Here is a 19,213-nt window from a genome sequence, read left to right as displayed (position 1 = left end):
ACGTCCGCTGCGGACCGACCGCAACTGACGTCTCAGCTCACGACTGCGTCACCGCGATGCAGAACCACCCGGCGGCGACGCATAGCAGCGGCACGACGATCGTCAGCGCGCAGTACAGCGCGGCCATGCCGAACCGTTCCTTGCGCGTGAGCGATACCATTTCGTTGATCGCGGTCGAGAACGTCGAGAAGCCGCCGAGGAACCCGGTGACGAACAGCAGGTACGTGTGCTGGTCGACGGTCTGGTATGCGTAGGCCGCCGCCGCGATGCCCGCGCAGAACGTGGCGATGACGTTGATCACGAACGTCGACAGCGGGAACGCGTTGTTCCACAGCCGTTGGATCGACGTGTTGAGCACGAAGCGCGTCACCGCGCCCAGGCCGCCGCATGCGGCCACCAAAAGGAACGTCGTCATTGCTCGTGAGCCTCCCCTCGTATCGGATCGGCGACCATCGGGATCTCGTCGGTCACGGGATCGGGCTCGAACGACGGCACCAGCGTCGTGGCCGGCTGCCCGTAATCCCCCTCCGGTGCCGTGGATCGCACGACGTTCGCGCCGTCGCCGCGACGCATCTGCTCGTGCAGCGCCCGCACCGACCGTTTGGCGGCGAGCGACAGCGCCAGTTTCGTGCCGATCCACGCGACGATCAGGCCGCACGCGAAACTGACCAGCGTATAGAACAGGAACCCCGCGATCTGCCCCTTGTGCGCCGACGTGAGATCCTCGATCGCCATCGCCGACAGCGTCGAGAACCCACCGCACATACCCATGCCGACGCCGCGGCTGGTGAGCTCGCGGACGCGCTTGCGGATCCACGACGCCTGCGACATGTACGCGCTGAGCGCCGCGAAAATGAAGCACGCGCACATGTTCGCGATGAACGTGGACGGGTGGAACGCGTGGAAGAACCCGCTCGGCGCGGCCGGATTCGGCAGCAGCAGGTTCAGGCCGTAGCGCAGGCCGGTGCCGACGAAGCCGCCGACGAATACGACGAGATACAGCATGCCGTCCGCGAGCGGATTGAACCGCGCCTGCATGCGTTTCATCGGGGCCAGTGGGATCTGCGGAGGAGCGGGCTGTCCCTTGCCGAGGAAGGCCGCAATGGGGCGGCCGGACGACGCGTTGATGCGGGTGGACGCAAACTCGGTGGTGACCGGTGACGGATCGGCGGTCGCGTCGCTGGACGCGGACGGGGCGGCGTTGTTGGTGGTGACGACATCGGTACCGTCATGCGGCATAGTGTCGTCGGTACTGTCAGTACTGACGACATGATCGGCACCATCAGCACTGTCATGTGGCACGTCATCATGCGTCGCACCGTCAGACGACGACGCAGCATCGGCGATCGTCAGATCATCGTCCGCCGGCGTTGCTCCGGGCATGACCGGCTTGAGTATCGGCATCTCCAGAGACGGCAGTTCTTCCTCGGTCATGACGAATCCCTTCTCTATAACGAACGCGGCGGAACGGTCCCACAACGGCGATCGGCCGGTCGACCAAACGGCGACCGGCCGATCACATCAGCCAACCAGCAGGTCAGTCGATCAGCGAGTGGACGGAGATGATGTGGTCACGCTGCGGGCCGGTGCCGATCGCGGAGATGCGGCAGTTCGACAGCTCCTCGAGACGCTTGACGTACGCCTGGCAGGTGGCCGGTAGGTCCTCGAACGCGTGCACGGCGGAGATGTCCTCATCCCAGCCCGGCATCGTCTCATAGATCGGCTTAGCGACGGCGAACGCAGCCTGATCGGTCGGCATGTCGTCGTACCGCTCGCCGTCCACGTCATACGCGACGCAGATCGGGATCTCCTTGAGCCCGGTGAGCACGTCGAGCTTGGTGAGGACGATGTCGGTCAGGCCGTTGACCTGGCTCGCGTAACGGTTGACGACCGCGTCGAACCAGCCGCAGCGACGCGGACGGCCGGTGGTCACGCCGTACTCGTGACCCTGCGCACGCAGCCAGTCGCCGGATTCGTCGAACAGTTCGGTCGGGAACGGGCCTTCGCCCACGCGGGTCACGTACGCCTTGGAAACGCCGATCACGCGGGTGATCTTGGTCGGACCGACGCCGGTGCCGGTGCACGCGCCGCCCGCGGTCGGGTTGGAGGACGTGACGAACGGGTACGTGCCGTGATCCACGTCGAGCATGGTGGCCTGCGCGCCCTCGAACAGGACGGTCTTGCCCTCGTCGAGCGCCTTGTTGAGGATCAGGCCGGTGTTGGCGACGTACGGCTTCAGGCGTTCGCCAAGCTTGAGCAGTTCGTCGGTGGTCTGGTCGACGTCGATGGCGCGGCGGTTGTACAGCTTGACCAGGATCTGGTTCTTCTGGTGCAGGCTGGCCTCGACCTTGTCGTGCAGGTGGTCGGCGTTGAACAGGTCGTGCACGCGAATACCGACGCGGTTGATCTTGTCGGCGTAGGCCGGGCCGATGCCGCGGCCGGTGGTGCCGATCTTGTGCTTGCCGAGGAAGCGTTCGGTGACCTTGTCGAGCACGCGATGATACGGCGCGATGACGTGCGCCGCCTCGGAGACGAGCAGACGCGAGCAGTCGACGCCGCGCGACTGCAGGCCGTCGATCTCCTCGAACAGGACCTCCGGATCGACGACGACGCCGTTGCCGATCACCGGGGTGACGTTCGGGCTGATGATGCCGGACGGCAGCAGATGCAGCGCATACGATTCGTTGCCGACGACCACGCTGTGTCCCGCGTTGTTGCCGCCGTTGAAACGCGCGACGTAATCGACCTTCGTCCCGATCAGATCAGTCGCCTTGCCCTTGCCTTCGTCGCCCCACTGAGCGCCGATCAACACGATTCCAGGCATTTCACACCTCCGCCACATCGCCAATTTCCGCCGTCGAATAGGTTACCTTACGGCCTCTACTGCCGCCATCCCCCGTCTCATCTCGGCGGCGCTCCGTGTGCCCGCCGCCGTCGGCACTCCCCGTCTCGGCTCGCCCCGTCTCGGCTCGACCTCCTACTTCCTAACGGACATACAGCCGATTTACCCGCCCTTTTCGGCTGTATGTCCGTTAGGAGAGAGGTCTCGGCCTTGTAACGGACATACAGCCGATTACGTTGCCCGAATCGGCTGCATGTCCGTTGGAGTCGAAAACGCGTCCCGGATGGCCGCACCGCGACATCCTCCCCGCTTCTCCGGCGCAAGAAATTCGGGAAAACAACCCTTTCGTCCCGAAATCCTTGCACTGACCGGATCTCAGTGCACGATATTCGGGGAATTATCCCCAATCTCCCGAATTTCTTGCACTGACGCTCGCTCAGTGCAAGAAATTCGGGACGATCGGCTTCATATCCCGAATTTCTTGCGCATCAGCTATACACAGTACAAAAAACACAAAAGGCGGCAACCGCCGCCCATCGGAGCGAATGACGGGAGTCGAACCCGCCTCTACAGCTTGGGAAGCTGTCGTTCTACCGATGAACTACATTCGCGATGTCTCACCGACGCGAGACACAAGCAGACAGTATAGCAGACCGTCGGCCCACGCGTCGCCGTCCCGCACTGGCAAGCAAGCAGTCGCCCGTCGGTGCCGACCGTGTCGTCCTGCACATCCCACCCTGTCGCGATTCTCGATTCGCCGATTCGTCAATCCATCAATCCCCCATCAACGGACATACAGCCGAAATCACGCCCGTAATCGGCTGTATGTCCGTTGGAGTGACGGAAAGTTACAGCAAGAGACAGTAAGCAATGATGGGAAAGTTACAACAAGCGACAGCAAGCGACGGAAAGTGACGGAAAACAGAAAGCGACACAAAAAAACAACAAAAAGCCGTTAGTACCGCACCTGCGCCGGACCATAACCGGCACCGCCCACGCCGGCGTCCGCGGCGCGCATCTCCTGGGCCATCTGCATCAGCCGCGCAATCCGCTGCTCGGTCGGCGGGTGCGTCGAGAACAGCTTCGAAAAACCGGCCGCGGAGAACGGATTCGCGATCATCATCGCCGCTACCGACTGCGTGCCCGCGGTCTTCGGCATCGGCGTCGTCTGCGCGCCGTACGAGATCTTGTTCAACGCCGACGCCAGCGCCTCCGGATCACCCGTCAGCAGCGACCCGTCCTCGTCCGCATCGTATTCGCGCGTCCGCGAAATCGCCATCTGAATCAGCGACGCACCGATCGGCGCAAGAATCGAACTCAACAGCACGCCGATCAGACCGAACGCACCCGAATCACCGTCACGGTCGTCGCGCGAACCACCACCGAAATACATCAGCGAATAGCCGAGATACGTGATCACCGTCGCCATCGCCGACGCGATCGCCGACGTCAGAATGTCGTGATTGTACACATGCATCAGCTCGTGGCCGAGCACACCGCGGATCTCACGTTCGTTGAGCAGCTGCAGGATGCCCTGCGTGCAGCACACCGCCGCATGCCGTTCGTTGCGGCCGGTCGCGAACGCGTTCGGGCTCATGGTCGGGGCGATATAGATGCGCGGCATCGGCTTGCCGGCCTTTGCGCTCAGCTCACGTACGATGCGGTACAGCGCAGGGGCTTCGGCCTCGGACACCTCCCGCGCGCGCATCGACGCGATGGCGAGCTTGTCGGAGAACCAGTACGACCCGAACGTGGTGATCAGACCGATGACGATATACATGCTCAGCGTGCTGCGGCGGCCGCCCGTGGCCCACCAGATGAGCATGATCACTGCCCACATCAACGCGAAAAGCAGCGTTGTCTTCAGGCCGTTGAAGTGGCCGTGCACCCGCAGTTTGCCGTTCATAATGCACACAGTAAATTCACTGTCTGAGTGTTGGCTGGATGGATGCGGCATGTCCGCCGCCAGCGGAACCGGAGCGAAGCGCCGCGACGAACGACGGCGTATTGCAATACGCATACGACGGCACATATACGACGGGCGGCCGGTCGCGATTCCATCGCAACCGGCCGCCCGTCAACGTCAGACGTTAGATGTCAGACATCAGCAAACATCAGGAATCAGCCGCCCGCCGCAACCATCAACGTCAAACGCAACCCGCATCACGCATGCGCCAGCGCGCGCATCTGATCCGGATCAATGACCTTCTTGTGCTCGCGGCCTTCCTTCGCGCCTTCCGCACGCTCGAACGCGTCGACCTTCTTCCAGCCGGCGAAATCGATCGGCTTGACGCCGCGGCTCTCCAGCAGTCGGTCGATCGACTCCGGGTCGCGGTCTGCCGCCACGCGGCCGCCTTCCGCGGCCTTGGCGAGATCCTCGAGCATGTTGGTCACGATCATGAGCGCGTCGGACTTGGTCGAACCGATCAGGCCGACCGGGCCGCGCTTGGCCCAACCGGTCGCGTACAGGCGTTCGCGCACTTCGCCGCCGTCCGCGGCGGTGGTGATGCGGCCGTCGCCGTTCGCATTGGCCAGATGCGCGCCCTTGTGGTCGTACACGATGCCGGGCGCTTCGGCCGGCTGGTAGCCGATCGCGTGGTACACTGCCTCGACCGGGTAGTCGGTGAACTCACCGGTGCGGTGCATCTTGCCGTCGGCGCCGGTTTCGGTGCGCTCGACGCGGATCGCGGTCACCTTGCCGTCCTCGCCGAGGATCTCGGTCGGGGCGGAGTTGAAGTGGACGTAGTACTTGCGGTCGGCCGGGTTGCCTTCGAAGTCAACGTCGCCGTCGTCCTCCATGTCCTCGGCCATCTCGCGGATCGTGAACAGCTCCTCGACCATCTGACGGGTGAGCTTGTCCTGACCGGCGACCTCGATGGTGTCATCGTCCAGTTCGAAATCGTCCTCGTTGATGATGAGCTGCACGCCGGGCAGCTTCTCCATCTCACGCAGCTCCTGCACGCTGAACTTCGCCTGCGCGACGCCGCGACGGATGAACAGATGGAGCACCTTCGCCTTGTTGCTCTGAATGCCCTCGTAGACGTTGTCCGGGATGTCGGTCTTGGCCTTGAGGTCGTCCGCGTTGCGCATGAGCTCGCGGGCCACGTCCATCGCGACGTTACCGCCGCCGATCACGGCCACGTTCTCGGCCGTCAGCGGCCATTCGCGAGCGCCGGTCGGATAGCCGTCGTACCACTCGACGAACTTGGCCGCGCCGTACACGCCGTCGAGGTCCGCGCCAGGCAGGCCGAGCGGCTTGTCCTTGACCGCGCCGGTGGCGAACAGCACGGCGTCGTAACGGGCAAGCAGCTCGTCGAGCGTCACGTCCTTGCCGAACTCCACGTCGCAATACAGGTGGATGTTCGGGTTGTCGAGCGTTTTTTCGAGCGCGGACGCGATGAACTTGATGGACGGATGATCGGGCGCCACGCCATAACGGACCAAGCCGAACGGCACAGGCAGCTTCTCGAACAGGTCGATGCGAGCCTCGGTGCCGAGACCGAGCTCCTCGCCGAGCTTCTTGAGCTGACGCAGGAAGATGTCGGAGGAGTAGACGCCGGCCGGACCGGCGCCGATCACTGCGATGCGCAGTTCATTATTGTCAGTATTCACAGTTTCAGTCACGCGTTACAGCCTATCGCAAGCCGCCGAATCGCGGAAGGGGTGATTTGGACGGCTGCATATCGGCACAACTGCCAGCGGGAATCAGCCGACTTGCCGCTTGAGACGCGTGGTATGTTCCTTTCTGCAAACTGAGAGGCAGATTCGCGGCCTCACAGTGGTCTTTCTCCAAACCGAGAGGCAGCTTTCCCCTCCACGCACGGCTGATCTACCCTCGAAATGGGTCATCACAACGGGAATATGGCACCGTCCCCACGAAGAGCTGCCTCTCAGTTTGGAGAAAGATCCTTGCGCATCATGCAATCTGCCTCTCAGTTTGCGGAAAGCCTCTCATTCACGTCGATCACTCCCGATCCAGGAGGGCAGTGAGAGCCCAAAGGATGGAGACGACGTCGATGGCTTCCTGCAGGAAGGCGCCGACGACGACCGGGATGAGGTTGAAGGCGGCGGCGAGCATGCCGATGAGGGCGAGGCCGAGACCGAGGAGCACGGCCTGCAGCATGACGCGCCTAGTGCGGCGGGCAATGGCGATGGCCTGCGGCACGGCGGCGATGTCGTCGTTCATGATGACGACCTGCGCGGATTCCGAGGCGGCGGTGGAGGTGCCGTCGGTCATGGCCACGCCGATGTCCGCGACGGCGAGGACGGGCGCGTCGTTCACGCCGTCGCCCACCATCATCGTGACGGGATGCCCGGCCCTGTTATGCTGAGGCCAAACGGAACCATCACACTCAGACTTTCTGCGACCGCCACGAGACGGGATCACGTCGTCCGCATCATGCCGCACACTTTGGGCATGGTCTCCGACCTCGCCCGCATCCCGCACCGCCGCAACCTTGTCCTCCGGGAACAGTTCGGCGTGCACCTCATCGATGCCGACTTCGCGGGCGATGATCTCGGCGGACGCCCGCTTGTCGCCGGTCAGCATGGTGAGCCGCCCCACACCCAGCGAATGCAGTCGCGCCAATGCCTCGCGGGCGTTCGCACGTGGTACGTCGCGCAGCACGATACGCGCGACCAACTGCCCGTCGACCGACACATAGGACGCCATCTCATCCGGGGCTAGCATGCCAAACCGAGTACGAATCGTCACGTCCGACGGGTTCGCGGCATCACCGGCAACCGGCTGGAACCCGTCATCACGGGCGTTCGCGAAGGACAGTCGTCCCACACGCACCGCGTGTCCGTTCACCGATCCGGATACGCCCCGACCGGCGTCCTCCCGAACCTTCTTCACGACCGGCAAATCCTGCCCATGCCCGAATGCGTCCGCTCCGGGGTCCGGACAGTCCCGCTGCCCGCCCGCAAACCGCGCCCGCAACCGCTTCATCGCCGCCTCGCCGGCCGCCGCGATGCCCCGCGAGAGGATATGCACCGAATATCCCTCGACCACGCCAGCCATCATCAGCACGTGATCCTCGTCCAGCCGGGTCTCCACCCCCGGCAGCATGTCCACGCGCACGACCTGCGGCTGCTTGACGGTCAGCGTACCGGTTTTATCGAAGAACACCTGCGTGACCTGCCCGAGTCGCTCGAGTACGTCCTGCGTCTTGATGAGCACCCCGGCCTCCGCAAGCCGCCCGGTTCCGGCGATGTACGCGACCGGCGCGGCGATGAGCAGCGGGCACGGCGTGGCCAGCACGAGCACCTGCGCGAACCGGGTCGGCACACCGGACACCGCCCACGCAACGCCCGCGATCACCAGCGACAGCACCGTGAACGGGACGGCCAGCCGGTCGGCCGTCCTCACAACGGCCGGACGAGACTCCTGTGCGGAGGACACGAGCGTCATGATGCGCTGGTACTGCGAGTCGACGGCCAACGCGGTGACGCGCATGGTGAGCGTGGTCGATCCGTTGACCGCGCCCGACATGACACGAGCGCCCGCGAAGACTTCGCGCGGCACCGGTTCGCCGTTGATGTTGCTCAGGTCGAGCGTGGCGAAGACGGACATGAGCTCGCCGTCGACCGGCACGGTTTCGCCGGGCAGCACGACGAGCACATCACCAACGCGCACCTGATCGACCGGTACGGTGCGCAGATGACGCGCGTCCGTGGAACCATCACCACCGGCCGCTGCTGACCGATGGATGCGCTCATCGCTGCGGCGCACGATGGAACCGCACTCTTCCGGATCCCGACCGGTGATGGCGCAGACCGCACCGGGGTCGTCAGCGTGCATATCGTGACGTCGAATCACACCGGCCGTTTCAGCAGCATGTTTCCGCACACCGGTCGCCGCAATAACGTCAGACTCTCCCGACGTCCCATTCACTCGCCGAAATCCGGCATCGGATACGACCGTCCGCGTTCCGGACTCATCATCAGCCGCCGTTCGCGACATCCCACCGCCGCGGCCCACGCCCGGCAACGCGACCACGTGCGCGGTCTGCGGCGCAGCCTGCATCAATGCGGTCAGGCTGTGTTCGGCCTTCGCCTGCGCGTATTCCTCGATCGCCTCGCCGGACGCGATCATCAGCATGACCGCCCAACTCGCCCAATACTCACGCACCGCCACGGTCGACAGGATCGCCACGACCGCGAGCAGATCCACGCCGACCTGCCCATGCCGAATGTCGTCGATCATCCCGCGCACAGTATCGAATACGACGATCAAGACCAGCGCGATGATCAGCCACTGCCCCACGCCGGGACCACCCAGCACAGGCAGTCGGACAGACGACAGCCCGACCGGTCGCCACTCGCCCAGTAACGTCAACGGGATCGCCGCCACGATCACGATCGGCAGCATCGGCACCAACCGGCAGATACGAAGTACAGCTTGGAAGAATCTGACGATGAACGTGTTCATCATTACTCCTTACGCTCGCATACGGAGTCGATCGCGGCGGCGACGCGGGTATGCAGACGCGTGACCGGCCTCGATCGGCAGTTCGGTCACGCCTTGTTAACCCACCGGCGACGTTGCCGAACGTCACACGCACCTCGTGCGACGCCCCACGCGATCATCCGATACACGGCGTAAAAATGACATCTTCAGTTATGACGTTTCCCATGATGCCGGGGCCCCGCGACTTCGTGAATCATCGAGGAACCAACCTGCGTCCAACCGGCATCCGGCCAACGCCCAACCGACGCCCGGTCATCCGCAGAAGACCGTAACTCAACAACAATGCATCCCTCCCATTGAGTTACGGTCGTCCACGGCCCCAACAACGACCGTAACTCAACATCATCGTCGTGATCGTATTGAGTTACGGTCGTCTGCGCATACAAAAACGACCGTAAGTCAACATGATCATCACGATACTGTTGACTTACGGTCGTTTGAGTTGCAGTCGTCTGATCTACGCCCGCTTGCTTTACGGTCGTTTGACTTACGCCCGTTCAGGGACGTTCACGACTGGCGCCCCGCGGTTTACCACAGGCCGAACGGATCGGAGAACCCGCCGTCATCCCCGGTGCCGCCGTCGCTGTTGCCGTTACCGTTGGATCCGTTGCCATAGCCGTTCGAACCGTTACCGGACCCGTTGCCGTTGTTCGACCCGTTGCCGTCGGAGTTGCCGTTCGACGAGCCGTTCGAGCCGGAGCTGGACGAGCCGTTCACCGACGACTCCTCCTGGTCGAGTGTCACCTCGACGTCCATGGTCTTGCCGTCGCGCACGATGGTGAGCGTGGCCTTGTCGCCGAGGGCCGCGGCGCGCACGAAGCCGAGCAGCGCGTAGTGGCTGTTGACCGCGTTGCCGTTGAACGCGACGATCGTGTCGCCGGCCTTGAGCCCGGCCTTGTCCGCCGGGCCGCCGGAGACGACTGCGGAGCCGCCGGTGGACGGGGTGGTGATCTTCGCGCCGGAGCGGGTCACGCCGTCGGCGGTCACGGTGTCGGTGGAGACGACCACGCCAAGCGCGACGTGCTTGACGGAGCCGTTCTTGATGATTTCGCTAGCGACGCGCTTGACGAGGTTCGCCGGGATGGCGAAGCCGATGCCGATCGAGCCGGCCGACTCGGACGAGCTGGCGGTGGACGCGATGGACGAGTTGATGCCGATCACCTGGCCGGCGCCGTTGAACGTCGGGCCGCCCGAGTTGCCGGGGTTGATGGCCGCGTCGATCTGTACGGCGTTGGTGACGATCTGGTTGTTGTTGTCGTCGGTCACGGTCACCGGGCGGTTGAGCGCGGAGACGATGCCGGTGGTGGCGGTGTCGTCGTAGCCGAGCGGGTTGCCGATGGCCATCACGGCCTCGCCGACCGCGAGGCTGTCGGAGTCGGCGAATTCGACGGCCTTGAGGTCGCTCGGCGCGTTGTCGAGCTTGAGTACGGCGAGGTCGGTGGTGGTGTCGGTGCCGACGACCTGCGCGCTGTACATGTTGCCGTTCGCGAGGGTGACGGCGATGGACTGGGCGCCGGAGATCACGTGGTTGTTGGTCACGATGTGGCCTTCGGTGTCGATGATCGCGCCGGAGCCCTTCGCTTCGCCGTTGCTCAGCGTGGTGGTGATGGACACGACGGAGTCGGACACGCTGGATGCGACGGACGCCCAGTCGACGGCTTCGCCGCTCTTGGTGGTGGCCGAGCCGGAGCCGGACTTGTTCGAGTTGACGCTGGTCAGCGAGCTGGAGTTCGGGACGGTGACCCAGCCGCTGGTCAGGCCGTAGTAGCCGACGCCGAGGCACAGCGCGGCGGACACGAGCGCCGCGACGACGCCGATCACGATGCCGTTGGCGGTCTTGTTGCCGTTCTTGGCGGACGGCTGACCCGGCTGTCCGGGCTGACCGTTGTTGGCCGGGCCGAACGGGTTGCCGTACGGCGGGAACGGCGGCTGCTGGCCGCCTTGCGGCGCGGCGTTGGGGGTCTGCTGGTTCTGCTGCGGCTGGCCCTGACCGGACTGACCGGCGAGGAACGGGTTGCCGAACGGGTTGCGGTTCGTGTTCTGGCCGTTCGCGTTCTGCGCACCGTTCTGGCCGTTCGCGTTCTGGTTCGCGCCGCCGAACGGGTTGCCGAACAGTCCGCCGAACGGCTGGTTCTGCTGTGCGGACTGGCCGTTGGCCGCGGGCTGACCGGCGGGCTGGGTCTGGGTCGGCGTCGGACCGTACGCGCCGTATTCGGGCGCCGGACGGTACTGCTGCGTCGGCTGATCCGATCCAGACGCCGCGGAACCCGCGGAACCCGCGGAAGTCGACGACGACGTGGGCGATTCGGACGACACGTACGGCGATGCGGTCGGTGCGGACGACACGACCGTGCTTTCGCCGGCCGCGGCCGCATAGTTCGGCACGTCGGTATGCACGGCGTCGCCGGTGGTCGGGGCGGCCGGCATCGTCGGCATCGTCACGGTCGGCTGTTCGCCTTCGTTGGTGGGGATAACGGTTGTTGCGGCCGGGTCGCTGCTGTTCTGCCCTGCGGCCGTCTGCGCAGGCGAGGCCTGCTGCGCGTCGCCCTGCGACTGCGCGGACTGGGTGCCGTTCGCGGCGTTCCAGTCGTTGTTGTTCTCTTCAGCCATTGCTGCTCCTTAGGTTGTTGCCGGGCCTCGCATCGCGTCGCGCGCGGCGCCCGCGTATGGGATCCGGTGAACTGCTACCTAAGAGTAAAGATACTTGCTCTGGAAGTTTCCTGAATGTTCGTTGGAAGAAACAATCAAGTTTGCTGCCGACCTTCGCAATGCGTCGCGCAAGCGTTGCAAACCCGGGGTTGCCGCGTCTTCGCGCGTCCGTTACGGGGCTTCGCCTAGAGTGAATCACATGACGAATCCTGAGCACACGAATCCGACGAATCTGGTGGAGCATCCGCGCGGCGCGGCGCCCGGCAAGCCCGGTGACCGCAGCGCGTTCGGCTTCGAGACGATCACCCGTCTGCCCGACGCGGCGGACGGCAAGGGCCGCGGCGGCGCGCGCTACGGCCGTACCGGCATCCTGCACACGCCGCATGGCGACATCCATACGCCCGCGTTCGTGCCGGTCGCCACGCAGGCCGCGATGAAGGCCGTACTGCCGGAGACGATGCGGGCGGAGGGCGCGCAGTGCATGCTGTCGAACGCCTTCCACCTGTACGAGCGGCCGGGCGAGGACGTGCTCGATGCTGCGGGCGGCCTTGCGAAGTTCATGAACTGGGACGGCCCAACGTTCACCGATTCGGGCGGGTTCCAGGTGCTCTCGCTGGGCGCGGGGTTCAAGAAGACGCTCGCGATGGACGTGACCGGCATGAAGTCGGACGACGTGATCGCGGACGGCAAGGAACGGCTTGCGTTCGTGGACGAGGACGGCGTGACGTTCAAGTCGCCGCTCAACGGCTCGCTGCACCGGTTCAGTGCGGAGATTTCGATGGGCATTCAGCACAAGATCGGCGCGGACATCATGTTTGCGTTCGACGAGCTGACCACGCTGATGAACACGCGGCGGTATCAGGAACAGTCGGTCGAGCGCACGTACCGTTGGGCGCAGCGGTGCGTCGCGGAACACCAGCGATTGACTGCGGAACGTTTGGGCAAGCCGTATCAGGCGTTGTACGGCGTGGTGCAGGGCGCGAACTACGAGGATCTACGCCGGCACGCGGCCGAGCAGATCGCGTCGCTGGACTTCGACGGCGTGGGCATCGGCGGTGCAATCGAGAAGCGGATCATCGGCGACACCTGCGCGTGGATCTGCGATGCGATGCCGGAGAGCCGTCCGCGCCACGTGCTCGGCATCGCCGCGGTGGACGACATCTTCGCGTGCGTGGAGAACGGCGGCGACACGTTCGACTGCGTGGCGCCGGCGCGATGCGGCCGCAACGGCGCGATCTTCACGCGCGACGGGCGCTACAACGTCAAGCGCGCCGAGTTCAAGACCGATTTCGGCCCGCTCGAGGAGGGCTGCGACTGCTACACGTGCACGCATTACTCGAAGGCGTACGTCGATCATCTGCTGCGCGCCCGCGAGTTCAACGGATTCACGCTGGCGACGATCCACAACGAGCACTTCTTCATCAAGCTGCTCGACGACATCCGCGAGTCGATCGACGGCGGCTACTTCGACGAGTTCCGCGACGCGACGCTCGCGCGCTTCTACGCGCACGGTTCTCGCGGCTGATCATCGTCCGCACACGGGCAACCCTTGTCTACACACAACCGGCCGGCGTCCAAATGTCACTCAGTGCGCGCAATCTCGACACCGGCGCGCACTGAGTGATGTTCGGCGCCCCGTATTCATCACTCGGTGCGCGCACCCGAGCCGATCGCGCGCACTGAGTGATGAAACCGATCAATCATAGCGACGCGATCCACATACGCCGACCAGACAGGGCACGTCGGCGCGATAATGGACACATGACATCCGCAACATTCGATCCGCTCACACAGCGGTATCCGTCCCAGCGTTACCCGATCTACGCGAACCGCGCGATGGTCAACTGTTCCGAGCCGCAGGCCTCCGCGGCCGGCCTGCAGGTCATCCTCAAGGGCGGCAACGCGTTCGACGCAGCCGTCGCCGCCGCGGCCGCACTCACCGTGGTCGAGCCGACGTCGAACGGCATCGGATCGGACGCGTTCTGCATCGCATGGAGCGCCCGCGAACAGCGGCTCGTCGGCCTCAACTCGAGCGGCCCTGCTCCGCGAGGCATCTCCATCGAGCGCGTCGTCGCGGACGGTCATGCCACGGCGAACGGTCGCATGCCGTATCTCGGATGGACGCCGGTCACCGTGCCTGGCGCGCCCGCCGCATGGGCCGCGCTCAACGAACGCTACGGTCGACTATCGCTCTCCGACGATCTCGCGCCGGCCATCGACTACGCCCGTAACGGCTACGCGGTTAATCCGAATCTCGCGTACTGGTGGCGGCGCGGCGCCGACAGTTACCGACGGCACAACGACGACGGCCGGTTCGACGAATGGTTCCGCACGTTCACACGCGGCGCCGACCAGCGCACGCCGGCCGCCGGCGAGATCGTCACGCTGCCCGATCACGCGGACTCGCTGACCGACATCGGCGCGACCAACGCGCGCTCGTTCTACGGGGGAGACCTCGCGCATGCGATCGATCAGGCGAGCCGCAAAGCCGGCGGCTACCTGCGGTACGACGATCTGGCCTCGTACGCGCCGCGCTGGGTAGACCCGATGCGGCTCAACTATCGCGACGGTTGGCAGGTGTGCGAGATTCCGCCGAACGGGCAGGGCATCGTCGCGCTCATGGCGCTGAACATCATGCGTAACTTCGACGTCACGCATGATGATCGCACGCTCACGTACCACCGGCAGATCGAGGCGATCAAACTCGCGTTCGCGGACGCGTTCGACACGGTCAGCGATCCGGACGACACCGGGTTCGACTACGCGCGGTATCTTACGCCCGAGTACGGCGAGGAGAAGGCGCGGCTGATCGGCGAGACGGCCGAAGTGCGTACGACGCGCACGCCGTCGAGTTCGGGCACGGTGTACCTGTGCTGTGCGGACGGCGAGGGCAACATGGTGTCGTACATCCAGTCGAATTACATGGGATTCGGGTCGGGGATCGTCGTGCCGGGGACGGGCATTTCGTTGCAGAATCGCGGGGCCGATTTTGCGCTCGATCCGGCGCGGGCGAACGCGCTCAAGCCGGGCAAGCGTACATATCACACGATTATTCCGGGATTCCTGATGCGTGATGGGCGGCCGGTCGGGCCGTTCGGCGTGATGGGCGCGTACATGCAGCCGCAGGGACATGTGCAGGTGGCGATGAACGCGATCGATTTCGGGATGGACCCGCAGCAGGCGCTCGACGCACCGCGCTGGCGGTGGGATCACGGCAATGCGATGCGCGTGGAGACGCGGTTCGACGATGCGATTGCGCGGGAGCTGGCGCGGCGCGGACATGAGGTCACGGTCGGATTGGAAACGGCTGATTTCGGTCGCGGCCAGATGATTATGCGAGTGGACGGCGACGGTTGGATGCCGGACGGCGGCGTATCGCTGGTCGGAGGAACCGAGTCGCGTACCGACAGCAACATCGCGTGCTGGTAGCTCCGCACCGTCAGGCGCTGCTCCTTTCCGTGAGAGAAGACCTCTTGCCACCCCGGCACGGACCAGCTCGCAGGCATGGCTCCCCTCTATGAGGACATTGCCGTAACGCAAACCGCAGAGCGGTTTGTAGGCAATGTACGAGCCGGCAGGCGAGTCCACAAACAGACAGCCAAAGGCCGTCCGCAGTTGCAGGACGAGCCGTCTTGCCGCTCCAGACGCGGACCGGCTCAGGCATGGCTCCCCTCTATGAGGGGAGCTGGCAGCGCAGCTGACTGAGGGGAGCCTCAGGGATACGCGGCCTCCCCGCCACAGACTTCAGCCGATCCGCCGCTCCAACAACTCCTGCTGACGTCCTTCGAGAATCATCCGCTGGCAGGTCGGGCAGATCGGACCGTACGCATCGGTCCGAATTAACGTATCGAATCGATGGCAGATGCGGCACTCGCGCAACGAGCACAGGCCGACGACGCTTGCGGCGACGGCGACCAGCATGGCCGTCGCAACCCACGCGCAGAGCAGTAATATGGCTGCGCATACCACCATGACGATCATCAGCGTCATGCACCGTGACCGAGACTGCAGCCGATTCATTGCGTCTTTCCACCCCATAAAACTTGGACGATACGGTTTCACCATACAGACAGGCACCCCCACACGACGCGCCGAAAACGGCGGAAACACTGGAGTCATGGCCGTACACACGCAACCCATGCCGCTCATCGCGCACGACGCTCACACCGCGACACGCCGAAGTGGCGCAAATCGCAGGTCGGGTGTAAGTTAGTCGATTGTCTGCGAGTGTGGCGGAATGGTAGACGCGCTGTCTTCAGGTGGCAGTGAGTGTATGCTCGTGGGGGTTCAACTCCCCCCACTCGCACCAGCAAGAAAGGGCTGGAACCGAATGGTTCCAGCCCTTTTGCTTTCTCGAACGGGCAGACCACGAGTGTCGCGCTAGACCTCGCCGCAGTCTGTTCCTCGCCCCCCCCGGTCTCACCCCCTCAACGGACATACAGCCGATTCCGACCGGCAAATCGGCTGTATGTCCGTTGAGAAGCCAGGAGATTGAGAGGTTTAAGGAGGCGAGAGGCTACAGGCACGTGCATCCGCAAAGTATGTCCGTCAGGAAAGGAAGGATGAAGGGGAAGGATGAACGTGACGCATCACCGCGCCATCCACAGGGCAGCCCATGAGACAACCTGTGAAAAACGTCCCACGGACAGTCCATAAATCAAGGAGGACCGAATGGCATCGCTCAACGGCAGCCGCATACTTGTCATCGGCGGCACGTCTGGTTTCGGGTTGGAAATCGCACGGCAGGCGCTGCAGTACGGCGCGCAGGTCGCGGTGATCGGCCGGTCGACTGAACATGCCGCGGCCGCCAAGTCGACGCTCGGCTCGTTCAGTTCGGCCGATTCGGTTACTGCGGACTCACTGGACGCGACGGACGCGACGCAACTGAAACGGTTCATCGAAGCGCATGATCCGTTCGATCACGTGGTGTCGATGATGGGCGGCGCGATGGGCGGCGGATTTCTGGATAACAGCGAGGATGCCGTGCGTACGGCGGTGGATGGCAAGTATCTCGTCGCGCTGCGCATCGCGCGGACGGTGCTGCCGCATATTGCCGACGGCGGATCGCTGACGCTGACCGCCGGCTCCGGCGGCCGCCCGTATAACGCGTCAGGTGCGGTGCTCGGCAATCAGGCGATCGAAACACTGACGCAGGGACTTGCGATCGAGGTGGCGCCGCGCGTGCGAGTGAACGCTGTGGCACCGTGGTGGACGCCGACCGGACTGTGGCGTGATCTGACGCCGGACCAGCTTGCGGCGCAAACCGCGCAGATGACCAACGTCAACCCCCTCAAGCGTCTCGGCACCGTCGGCGAAGTCGCGGACGCCTACCTGTTCCTGATGCGCAACGGCTTCATGAACGCCGAAACCATCCACGTCGACGGCGGCGTCAGCGCGCTGTAACGCGGCCCACGCAGCGTTGGCAAGTGCGCGTCGGCGGCACCCCGTACCACCATCGGAACCACAAAAAATGCGGCGGACCCTGCAGGAGGTGTCGCAAGGTCCGCCGCACGCTTATTTGACTGTCGCCATTGTGCGTCACGCGTACGAAACACGCAGCGGGGCACACGGTGGGCACATCATTCGCTCGTCTCCCGATAATCGAAATAATCGAATGCCGCGGTGGCGCCGTATCCGGAATAGTCAACGGCCGCCAGACCGACGAACGCACCGGTGAAGAAGCCGCAATGCCCCGCCGGCGCGGCCTCGTCGGACAGCACGGCCGCATCCAACGTCACCGACAATGCGAACCACGTCTGTCCATCGAAGGAATACTCGTACCCGTATGACCGTGTACACACCGCCGTCCTTAACCAAACCCATTCCACATCATCGGGTATGGCGACGGCTTGATCACGCAGATAGGTACGGTATTCGCCCCGTACGCATTCGGCGACGTCGATCACCCGGCATCCGCGCGATTTGTCATAGGTCACGAACACCCACGACCAGCACAGATCGTTGTAATAATTGGTCAGTCCCGCCATCGCCTGATACGTGTCAGGATCGAACCGCATCTTTGTCTCCGCCCGGAATGCGAACGCCTGCCATCGCCGCGCCACCAGCGACAGTTCGAACGCATCGCGCAAGGATCCTTGTCCGCGCAATTCGAGACGACCGCGGCCGGTCCGCCCCATCCGCTCATCGAACGGCATTCGCAACGTGTTCCAGTCCAGACCGAGTCGCGGTTCATCGAACTCGTCATGGTGATGCCGGGCCGGGGAAACCGAATCCCCCGCCGCAGGGGACTCGACATCCGGCACATCGACGACGTCGCGTCCCGCCCGGCCGCCGACGATTCGAGGCCATCCCTCGTCATCCCATACGACCTCCTGCAACGAGGTCTCGCGTCCGAGCGTGCACCATCCGCGCGGGGCCACGGATGATTCGTCGTCGTGGTGCCAGGGTCTGCCGCACAGCGACGCGTAATACCAGCGCCCATCGGGAGTATCGACCAACGATCCGTGACCCTGTTTCTGCAATCGCTTCCGCGGGGTCTCGTAGTTGCTGATAAGCGGATTGCCGGGCATCGCTTCGAACGACAGCGCCGCCAACGTCGCCGACCGCGCGACCGCCTCCTGATGCGTATAGGTCGTACCGCCCTGCGCGACGAACAAATAATACAGTCCGTTTCGTTTGTACAGATGCGGCCCTTCGATGAATCCGGTATCGTCACCGCGCCAGATGGTCCGCGCGGTTTCCGGCTTCAACCGCATGGTGGTCGGGTCGAACTCGGTGACGGTGATGCCGTCGAACGGATGATGCCATTCTCGATGGTCCCATGTCTGCTGCACGAGATATTTGCGACCGTCGTCATCGTGGAACAGGCTCGGGTCGAAGCCGACGCCGTTCAGCCGAACCGGCTTGCTCCACGGGCCTTCGATGGATGGCGCGGTCGTCACGAAATTCGTCACGTCCTTGAATGGGTTCGCCGGCTGGCGTACCACCGTATATATCAGCCAGAACAGACCATCCGCATATGACAGATCCGGCGCCCAGACGCCGCCGGACGAAGGGATGCCACGCATGTCGAGCATCGACGAATCGCGCAAGGGGCTGGGGATCGTCTCCCAATGCTTGAGATCGCGCGAATGGTGCAGGCGCACGCCCGGATACCATTCGAACGTGGAGTTGGCGATATAGTAGTCGCCGCCCACGCGAATGATCGACGGATCGGCATGAAAGCCGCGCAGAATCGGGTTTTCAACTAGCATGACACTCCTTTGGGCGATAATAAAATGTCACGATGA

Annotated in this window: 11 protein-coding genes, 2 tRNA genes and 2 pseudogenes; 4 read left to right on the top strand and 11 right to left on the bottom strand. The window is 64.2% G+C overall.

What is annotated here, in order from left to right:
* Positions 1–37 precede the first annotated feature (37 nt).
* The 9 genes and pseudogenes from DSM100688_RS10455 to DSM100688_RS10420 form a co-directional block, all read right to left on the bottom strand.
* Positions 38–415, bottom strand: coding sequence for a fluoride efflux transporter FluC (locus tag DSM100688_RS10455; protein WP_152359036.1), 378 nt, complete (start codon positions 413–415; stop codon positions 38–40).
* Complete coding sequence (locus tag DSM100688_RS10450) at positions 412–1,434, bottom strand: CrcB family protein (protein ID WP_239519439.1); 1,023 nt, start codon at positions 1,432–1,434, stop codon at positions 412–414. Before DSM100688_RS10450 ends, DSM100688_RS10455 begins: the two co-directional genes overlap by 4 nt.
* A 103-nt stretch (positions 1,435–1,537) precedes the next feature.
* A complete protein-coding gene (locus DSM100688_RS10445) occupies positions 1,538–2,824 on the bottom strand; it encodes an adenylosuccinate synthase (protein WP_152359035.1) in 1,287 nt (428 codons plus the stop codon).
* Between the two features lie 558 nt (positions 2,825–3,382).
* Positions 3,383–3,453: transfer RNA gene (locus tag DSM100688_RS10440), tRNA-Gly, on the bottom strand.
* Positions 3,454–3,797: 344 nt separating this feature from the next.
* The gene (htpX, locus tag DSM100688_RS10435; protein WP_152359034.1) at positions 3,798–4,748 is read right to left on the bottom strand and encodes a zinc metalloprotease HtpX; all 951 of its coding nucleotides are present in this window, start codon (positions 4,746–4,748) and stop codon (positions 3,798–3,800) included.
* A gap of 257 nt (positions 4,749–5,005) precedes the next feature.
* The gene (locus DSM100688_RS10430) at positions 5,006–6,466 is read right to left on the bottom strand and encodes an FAD-dependent oxidoreductase (RefSeq protein WP_152359033.1); all 1,461 of its coding nucleotides are present in this window, start codon (positions 6,464–6,466) and stop codon (positions 5,006–5,008) included.
* Positions 6,467–6,806: 340 nt separating this feature from the next.
* A pseudogene (locus DSM100688_RS10425) lies at positions 6,807–8,498 on the bottom strand (HAD-IC family P-type ATPase); the annotation flags it as partial.
* A 147-nt stretch (positions 8,499–8,645) separates the two neighbouring features.
* Positions 8,646–9,275 (bottom strand): annotated as a pseudogene (locus DSM100688_RS12390) (hypothetical protein); the annotation flags it as partial.
* 567 nt (positions 9,276–9,842) lie between these two features.
* The gene (locus tag DSM100688_RS10420) at positions 9,843–11,924 is read right to left on the bottom strand and encodes a trypsin-like peptidase domain-containing protein (RefSeq protein WP_152359032.1); all 2,082 of its coding nucleotides are present in this window, start codon (positions 11,922–11,924) and stop codon (positions 9,843–9,845) included.
* Positions 11,925–12,162: 238 nt separating this feature from the next.
* Here DSM100688_RS10420 and tgt point away from each other — a divergent pair, with 238 nt between their 5' ends.
* Both tgt and DSM100688_RS10410 read left to right on the top strand, forming a co-directional pair.
* Positions 12,163–13,488, top strand: a complete 1,326-nt coding sequence (gene tgt / locus DSM100688_RS10415; protein ID WP_152359031.1) for a tRNA guanosine(34) transglycosylase Tgt — start codon at positions 12,163–12,165, stop codon at positions 13,486–13,488.
* 236 nt (positions 13,489–13,724) lie between these two features.
* Positions 13,725–15,392 (top strand): gamma-glutamyltransferase family protein, encoded by a 1,668-nt coding sequence (locus DSM100688_RS10410; protein WP_152359030.1) that lies wholly within the window; start codon positions 13,725–13,727, stop codon positions 15,390–15,392.
* A gap of 315 nt (positions 15,393–15,707) precedes the next feature.
* On the opposite strand, the gene DSM100688_RS10405 is transcribed toward DSM100688_RS10410, so the two are convergent.
* Positions 15,708–15,953 (bottom strand): hypothetical protein, encoded by a 246-nt coding sequence (locus tag DSM100688_RS10405; RefSeq protein ID WP_152359029.1) that lies wholly within the window; start codon positions 15,951–15,953, stop codon positions 15,708–15,710.
* 233 nt (positions 15,954–16,186) lie between these two features.
* On the opposite strand from DSM100688_RS10405, the gene DSM100688_RS10400 reads away from it, so the two are divergent.
* Both DSM100688_RS10400 and DSM100688_RS10395 read left to right on the top strand, forming a co-directional pair.
* Positions 16,187–16,272, top strand: a tRNA-Leu gene (locus DSM100688_RS10400).
* Positions 16,273–16,634: 362 nt separating this feature from the next.
* A complete protein-coding gene (locus DSM100688_RS10395) occupies positions 16,635–17,366 on the top strand; it encodes an SDR family oxidoreductase (RefSeq protein ID WP_152359028.1) in 732 nt (243 codons plus the stop codon).
* Positions 17,367–17,542: 176 nt separating this feature from the next.
* Here the strand turns inward: DSM100688_RS10395 and DSM100688_RS10390 are convergent, their stop codons facing one another.
* The gene (locus tag DSM100688_RS10390) at positions 17,543–19,177 is read right to left on the bottom strand and encodes a glycoside hydrolase family 43 protein (RefSeq protein ID WP_152359027.1); all 1,635 of its coding nucleotides are present in this window, start codon (positions 19,175–19,177) and stop codon (positions 17,543–17,545) included.
* Positions 19,178–19,213 lie beyond the last annotated feature (36 nt).

The organism is Bifidobacterium ramosum (assembly GCF_009299505.1).
Lineage (GTDB): Bacteria > Actinomycetota > Actinomycetes > Actinomycetales > Bifidobacteriaceae > Bifidobacterium > Bifidobacterium ramosum.
The sequence above is the reverse complement of the archived record's forward strand: the minus strand, read 5'-3'. Positions and strand labels throughout refer to the sequence as shown.